8 protein-coding genes are annotated in these 6,415 nt (G+C 47.9%); 7 read left to right on the forward strand and 1 reads right to left on the reverse strand.

Annotated features, from left to right (window positions below; translation table 11 throughout):
- Positions 1–353: 353 nt before the first annotated feature.
- Positions 354–1,091, reverse strand: coding sequence for a 3'-5' exonuclease (locus GX419_12985; protein NLI25611.1), 738 nt, complete (start codon positions 1,089–1,091; stop codon positions 354–356).
- 128 nt (positions 1,092–1,219) lie between these two features.
- Here GX419_12985 and GX419_12990 point away from each other — a divergent pair, with 128 nt between their 5' ends.
- From GX419_12990 to GX419_13020, 7 genes are all read left to right on the forward strand, one after another.
- Positions 1,220–2,200 carry a mannose-6-phosphate isomerase gene (locus tag GX419_12990; protein NLI25612.1) on the forward strand — a complete coding sequence of 327 codons (981 nt, stop codon included), beginning with the start codon at positions 1,220–1,222 and terminating at the stop codon, positions 2,198–2,200.
- A gap of 35 nt (positions 2,201–2,235) precedes the next feature.
- Positions 2,236–2,847: a YihA family ribosome biogenesis GTP-binding protein gene (locus tag GX419_12995; protein NLI25613.1), complete on the forward strand. Its 612-nt coding sequence runs from the start codon at positions 2,236–2,238 to the stop codon at positions 2,845–2,847.
- A 73-nt stretch (positions 2,848–2,920) separates the two neighbouring features.
- Positions 2,921–3,859, forward strand: a complete 939-nt coding sequence (locus GX419_13000; GenBank protein ID NLI25614.1) for a ribose-phosphate pyrophosphokinase — start codon at positions 2,921–2,923, stop codon at positions 3,857–3,859.
- Positions 3,860–3,968: 109 nt separating this feature from the next.
- Entirely contained in the window at positions 3,969–4,619 is a 651-nt protein-coding gene (locus GX419_13005) for a 50S ribosomal protein L25/general stress protein Ctc (protein NLI25615.1), read from the forward strand.
- A gap of 123 nt (positions 4,620–4,742) precedes the next feature.
- A complete protein-coding gene (locus GX419_13010; GenBank protein ID NLI25616.1) occupies positions 4,743–5,339 on the forward strand; it encodes an aminoacyl-tRNA hydrolase in 597 nt (198 codons plus the stop codon).
- A 102-nt stretch (positions 5,340–5,441) separates the two neighbouring features.
- The gene (locus tag GX419_13015; GenBank protein NLI25617.1) at positions 5,442–5,819 is read left to right on the forward strand and encodes an RNA-binding S4 domain-containing protein; all 378 of its coding nucleotides are present in this window, start codon (positions 5,442–5,444) and stop codon (positions 5,817–5,819) included.
- A gap of 29 nt (positions 5,820–5,848) precedes the next feature.
- A complete protein-coding gene (locus GX419_13020; GenBank protein ID NLI25618.1) occupies positions 5,849–6,391 on the forward strand; it encodes a DUF4924 family protein in 543 nt (180 codons plus the stop codon).
- The last annotated feature ends 24 nt before the right edge of the window (positions 6,392–6,415 follow it).

Raw genomic sequence — 6,415 nt, forward strand, 5'->3', positions numbered from 1 at the left:
AGTTCGCTTCTCTCCTAATGCGCAATCCGGGCTTAACCGGCCGCTTCCACTCCGTTCCAGCGGGGTTTGCCCGGATGCCATCCCACAATGCATGCGCACTGCGCATCAGTTCGCTTCACTCCTGATGCGCAATCCGGGCTTAACCGGCCGCCTTCACTCCGTTCCAGCGGGATTTGCCCGGATGCCTTCGCGCAAAGCAAACACACTGCGCATCAGTTCGCCTCACTCCTGCTGCGCAATCCGGGCTTAACCGGCCGCTTCCACTCCGTTTCAGCGGGATTTGCCCGGATGCCTTCGCGCAAAGCAAACACACTGCGCATCAGTTCGCTACACTCCTGATGCGCAATCCGGGCTTAACATTCTGAGGAGTTGTTGGATACCCGTTCTATTTCTTCCTCCTTCAGCAAAGGCTCTCCTTTGTAGCGAAGAAAAAGCTGAACAACAGCAAGGACATCCTTTTCGCAATATATCACAATTCTCTGCAGATCATGCATTTGCCAGTAAACCTGACTTACCTGACTGCCGTCAATATCATCCTTGGGTGTAGGTATGCCAAAAAGATGGGTAAGCAAATCCAGCGATGTAAAGCTCTTGAAATCGCCAAAACGCCACATTTCCATCGTATCAAGAAAGTTTACCTCCCAGGGTTTCTTCCCTGAAACATCGAGAACGGCAGGCAGGGTAATTCCGTTCACCAGCATCCTTCTGGCAATATACGGAAAATCAAACTCCTTGCCATTATGGGCACACAGGTAAATCTGCCTGTTCTGGGAAAAACGGTTGAGCAGCTGCTGAAATTTTCTGAGCAATTCAGCTTCATCATCCCCGTAAAACGACTTGATACGGGCCGTCCTTTTACCATCTTTTACCGACAGATGCGCCACCGAAATACAGATAATCTTTCCAAATTCAGCATAAATCCCAGCCCGCGAATAAACATCCTCCGCGGTTTCGTTTTCCTTCCTGAAATGGGATGATTTCCGCTCCCAGAGACGCTGAAAATCTTCATCAAGATCTTGAAAAGAGGGCACAGCCGGAACCGTCTCAATGTCAAGAAAAAGAATCTGATCAACCGGATACGTTTCGAGCATACATTCCTTTTTAAACCAACCTAAAAATATAAATTTTCGTTTGTATGAAAGATGCATTCAAAGGTTTTTCTGCAGGTTTTTCTGCTCGGGTTATTTTTGGTATTTTCGCGCCATAAAAAAAACGACAGATGCCAGGTTTATATCCGCTGAAGTTCAAACCTATATTCAAACCATACATTTGGGGAGGAAGCCGTTTACAGACATCACTGGGCAAAAAAATACCGGGTTATCCCACAGCCGAAAGCTGGGAAATATCAGGAGTAAAAGGAAATATTTCTGTTGTTGCAGAAGGATTTCTCAAAGGAAACTCCCTTCAGGAACTGGTTGAGGTCTATATGGGCGACCTTGTTGGTGATAAAATCTACGAGCGTTTCGGAATCGAATTCCCTTTGCTGATTAAATTTATTGATGCCAATCAGGATCTGTCCATTCAGGTTCATCCCGATGATGAGACGGCACGGATACGGCATAAGGCCTTTGGAAAAACGGAGATGTGGTATGTGCTTGAAGCAGATGAGGGTTCGGCCCTTTATTCCGGTTTCAGGCGAAAAGTGTCACGCGACGAGTATCTGCATCATCTGGAAAACGGAACCCTTTCCGAAATTCTGAACCGGGAGGAGGTGCATCCGGGCGATGTGTTTTTCATTCCGGCCGGAAGAATTCATGGAATAGGCAAAGGTATTTTGCTGACCGAGATTCAGCAGACCTCCGATATTACGTACCGGGTATACGACTGGGGCCGGGTAGATAAGGAAGGCCTGCCCAGACCCCTGCACACTGACCTTGCTCTGGATGTTATCAACTTTGGAGATACCGGCCCGTTCAAAACCGTTTACAGTCCCCGGCTCAACCGGCCGGTCAAGCTTGTCCAGTGCCCGTATTTTACTACCCAGCGTCTCGACGCTGATCAAACTGTTACCCGGGATTATTTTGCTCTTGATTCATTCGTCATTTATATTTGTACTTCCGGTTCCTTTACCATCCATTACGGTGAAGAGAAACCTGTCACACTGGTGCGGGGTGAAACTATCCTTATACCAGCCGAAATCAAGCAGGTTACTCTTGTACCCGAGGGTCAGGGAACCCTTCTGGAGGTTTTTGTTCCATAACCTTACGTAAGAGCCAGCAAGCAGGTATTTGCGGTATGAAAATTACGGAGGCAGAATTTACGGGATCTTTTACTGAGAGGGGAAAATGCCCTCCTGCCGTTTTCCCCGAATTTGCCTTCATCGGACGTTCCAATGTCGGGAAGTCTTCCCTGATCAATATGCTTTGCAACAGGAAGAACCTTGCCCGGACTTCATCCACACCGGGGAAAACTCTGCAGATCAACTTCTTCCTCATCAACCGGACCATCTATTTTGTTGACCTTCCCGGGTACGGTTATTCCCGTATTCCGAAAAAGGACAGGCTCCGCATTGCGGGAATAACAAAAGACTACCTGAAAAACAGGCCGGGACTGACCAATGTTTTTCTGCTGATCGATATCCGCCTACCCCAGATGGAATCCGACAGAAGGTTTATGGAATGGATGGCTTCCGAGGGCATTCCCTTTTCCGTTGTGTTTACAAAAGCCGACAAGCTATCCCAAACCCAGCAGAAAAACCATGTGGAGGAATACCAAAGAAAACTGCTCGAACAATGGGAAGAACTTCCTCCGGTTTTTATCACCTCGGTAAAAAATAAAGCCGGAAAAGAGGATTTGCTCAGGTATATAGAAGAACTGTCGTTGATGACCAAAAGAAATTCTTCATAATTAATCAGGATTCTTACCTTTGCATGCCGTACGATTTAACAATTAATTTAACGACCGATAAAACAGAGGTTACATGAAGCCCAGGTTTCCGATCAAATTTTTTTCAGGCGAAGCTTCGCGCCATCTGGCTGAAGAAATTGCCCGGCATTTCGGAACACAATTAGGACAGACGAACATACTCCGGTTCAGCGACGGAGAGTTTCAGCCGGCCTATCTGGAATCAGTACGTGGCTGTACTGTATTCATCATACAGTCGACCCACCCGCCGACCGACAATCTGATGGAGCTTCTGCTGATGATTGATGCCGCCAAGCGGGCATCGGCCTATCAGGTGGTTGCTGTAATTCCGTATTTCGGGTATGCCCGCCAGGACCGGAAAGACCGTCCCCGTTCATCCATCGGCGCCAAACTTGTCGCCAATCTGCTGTCGGCTGCCGGTGTGGACCGGATCATGACCATGGATCTTCATGCCGACCCGATCCAGGGTTTCTTCGACGTTCCGGTAGATCATCTTTATGCTTCGTCCATATTTGTACCCTATATCCAGAGCCTGAATCTTCCTAACCTGGCCATAGCCGCACCCGACATGGGCGGAACCAAACGGGCTAATGCCTATGCCCGCTTCCTGAAGGCGGATATGGTAATCTGTTACAAACTCAGAAAAAAAGCCAATGTTGTTGAAGAAATTAAGGCCATCGGCGACATCAAGGGCAAAAATATTGTGATTGTTGACGACATGATCGACACAGCAGGGACAGCCTGCCTCGCTGCAGAAATGCTGATGAACGACGGAGCGGAAAGTGTGCGCATGGTGGCTACCCATCCTGTCCTTTCAGGACCAGCCTACGAACGAATTGAAAAAAGTCCTCTCGTGGAAGTGGCAGTTACCGATACCATCCCCCTGCGCCAGACCAGCCCAAAAATTAAAGTGCTTTCCATCGCCGGCCTTTTTGCGGATGTTATCAACAAGGTACATAATTTTGAGTCCATCAGTTCCAGTTTTATTTTTTAATACTATATTTGCGCCTCCTAAAAAAGGATAACAATCGTGTAATGGGGAATCAGAGGCAATGCCCTGATTCTGAGTAGCACAACATAATAATTGTTCATCCATAAACAGTATGAAAACAATCGAAATCAAAGCAGAGGCGAGAAAAAACCTCGGAAAAAAAGAAACGGAAAAACTGCGCAAGCAGGGCATGGTACCCGGCGTACTCTATGGCGGAAGTGAACCAGTGCATTTTTACGTGCCTGAAAACAATCTGCGCCATCTGGTGTACACACCGAATGTGTATATTGTTGACCTTTCCATTGACAGCCGGAAAGCAAAAGCCATCCTGCAGGACATTCAGTTCCATCCGGTTACCGACCGCATTCTTCACATCGACTTCAAGGAAGTATTTGACGACAAGCCGGTAGTTATGCGGATCCCGATCAAGCTCACCGGCAGTTCCGCTGGTGTACGTGCCGGTGGTAAACTGAAGCAGAGCGTGCGTTACCTGAAGGTAAAGGGACTGATCAAAGATCTCCCCGATCATCTTACCATCGACATTTCCGCCCTGGAGATAGGAAAATCTATCCGCGTAGGTGATCTTTCATTTGAAAACCTTGAACTGCTTGACAACAAGCGTCTGCAGGTTGTGACAGTTCAGGTAACCCGTGCCGTGGTTGAAGAAACCCCTGAAGCAGCACCTGCTGAAGGCGCTGCAGCTGAAGGTGCCGCCCCGGCCGCTGAACAGCCTGCCAAGGAAGCCCCGCAGCAAAACAAATAATTTGCTTACTGAATTTCATCCATGCTTCGGTATGTTCTTGCTGAACACAATACTGAAGCATGGATTTCTTCCGTTAGTGAATCCCGCAGAATATAACCTATACCACTCTTCAACAGGAATTCCGTGAAGTATCTGATTGTCGGACTGGGAAATCCGGGTGATGAATACAGTGAAACACGCCATAATGTTGGCTGGAAAATTGCCGATGAACTGGCTTCTTCGCTGAATGCCTCCTTTGAAGACAAGCGTTTTGGTTTTGTAGCCCGGGCTGCCTTCAAGTCGCGCACCCTGGTAATTCTGAAGCCGACCACTTACGTCAACCTCAGCGGAAGAGCTGTCAATTACTGGCTTGCCCATGAAAAAATTGAGCCTGATCATTTGCTGATTATGGTTGACGATCTGGCATTACCTTTCGGGACAATTCGTATTCGTCCCCGCGGAGGAGACGGGGGGCACAACGGCCTTATCCATATCACCCAGATCCTCGGCCATCAGAACTATGCCCGCCTTCGTTTCGGCATAGGCAATGAATATCCCTACGGCCGGCAGGTCGATTATGTTCTGGGAACCTGGACAGAGGAAGAACGGGCCATTCTGCCGGAACGCATCCGACTTGCTTCAGACGCTGTAAAAAGTTACGCCACAATAGGTATAGAGCGTACCATGAATCTTTATAACAAGAATCATGCGCCCGGGCTAACCAGGAAAACTGACCAGTAGCAAAAGTTTTATCCTGTCTGCCCTTTCCCTGATTGACCACAGGAAATCTTTCATCTCCCTCGCAAGCATTTTATCCTCATTCTTTTTACCTTTGTGTTTCCTATGTTGAACGAGGTGCGAATTGACAAATGGCTTTGGGCCATGCGGATATATAAAACCCGCAGCCAGGCAGCCGCAGAATGCCTGAAGGGAAGAGTTCTGGCAGAAGGTACCGAAGCAAAACCTTCCCGCCTTGTGCGGGTCAACGACCTGGTTGTTGTTAAAAAGCCTCCCGTTATCTATACTTATCGTATCAAACAGCTTACCGACAGAAGGTTGCCTGCAAGGGATGTCCCTTTATACCTTGAAAATCTTACTTCGGAAGAAGAACTCGCCAAACTTGATATGGTTAAACTCACCGGCTTTGCTCTTCGTGAAAAGGGAGCCGGCAGGCCTACCAAAAAAGAACGGCGCGAAATAGACCGTCTGCGGGGCACATAATAATCCTTTAAACGAATACCATTTTTGAAATGCTGATTGCCAAAGAAAAACGCCGCACCAATATTGCCGAATATCTGCTTTACATGTGGCAGATCGAAGATATTATCAGAGCCTATGATTTTTCCATCGAGAAAATCAATAAAGAATTGATCAGCCAGTACGACCAGCCTGCCGAAGTGAAAAAGCAGATACGCGACTGGTATAAACAGCTGATTGACATGATGAAAGAAGAAGGAATTGAAAACCAGGGGCATCTGAGGTTTCTTACCAACACACTGGCTGAGCTGAATGATTTTCATCTCAGACTCCTGTCTTCCCCCAAAGAAACTGCCTACCGGGAGCTTTACAAACAGGCAGGGCCGGCTATTCAGGCTCTGGGGGCCAAAGTACCCGGGTACAAAATGAGCGATCTGGAACTATGTCTTAATGGCCTTTACGGTTTGCTCATGCTCCGGCTCGGGAAAAAAACCGTCTCGGACGAAACCACTGAAAGCATCCAATCCATCAGCCGGATGATTGCCTATCTTGCCGACCGGTTCAGGAAATTTGAGCAAGGCGATTACGAATTTTAGGTAATTTCCAATAACCTGCCCCTG

The organism is Bacteroidales bacterium (assembly GCA_012517825.1).
Taxonomy (GTDB): Bacteria; Bacteroidota; Bacteroidia; order Bacteroidales; family JAAYUG01; genus JAAYUG01.

Excerpts from the sequence above, each read along its gene's own strand:
- GX419_12985 (NLI25611.1), bottom strand. The coding sequence starts at position 1,091 with ATGCTCGAAACGTATCCGGTTGATCAGATTCTTTTTCTTGACATTGAG.
- GX419_12990 (NLI25612.1), top strand. The coding sequence starts at position 1,220 with ATGCCAGGTTTATATCCGCTGAAGTTCAAACCTATATTCAAACCATAC.
- GX419_12995 (NLI25613.1), top strand. The coding sequence starts at position 2,236 with ATGAAAATTACGGAGGCAGAATTTACGGGATCTTTTACTGAGAGGGGA.
- GX419_13000 (NLI25614.1), top strand. The coding sequence starts at position 2,921 with ATGAAGCCCAGGTTTCCGATCAAATTTTTTTCAGGCGAAGCTTCGCGC.
- GX419_13005 (NLI25615.1), top strand. The coding sequence starts at position 3,969 with ATGAAAACAATCGAAATCAAAGCAGAGGCGAGAAAAAACCTCGGAAAA.
- GX419_13015 (NLI25617.1), top strand. The coding sequence starts at position 5,442 with ATGTTGAACGAGGTGCGAATTGACAAATGGCTTTGGGCCATGCGGATA.
- GX419_13020 (NLI25618.1), top strand. The coding sequence starts at position 5,849 with ATGCTGATTGCCAAAGAAAAACGCCGCACCAATATTGCCGAATATCTG.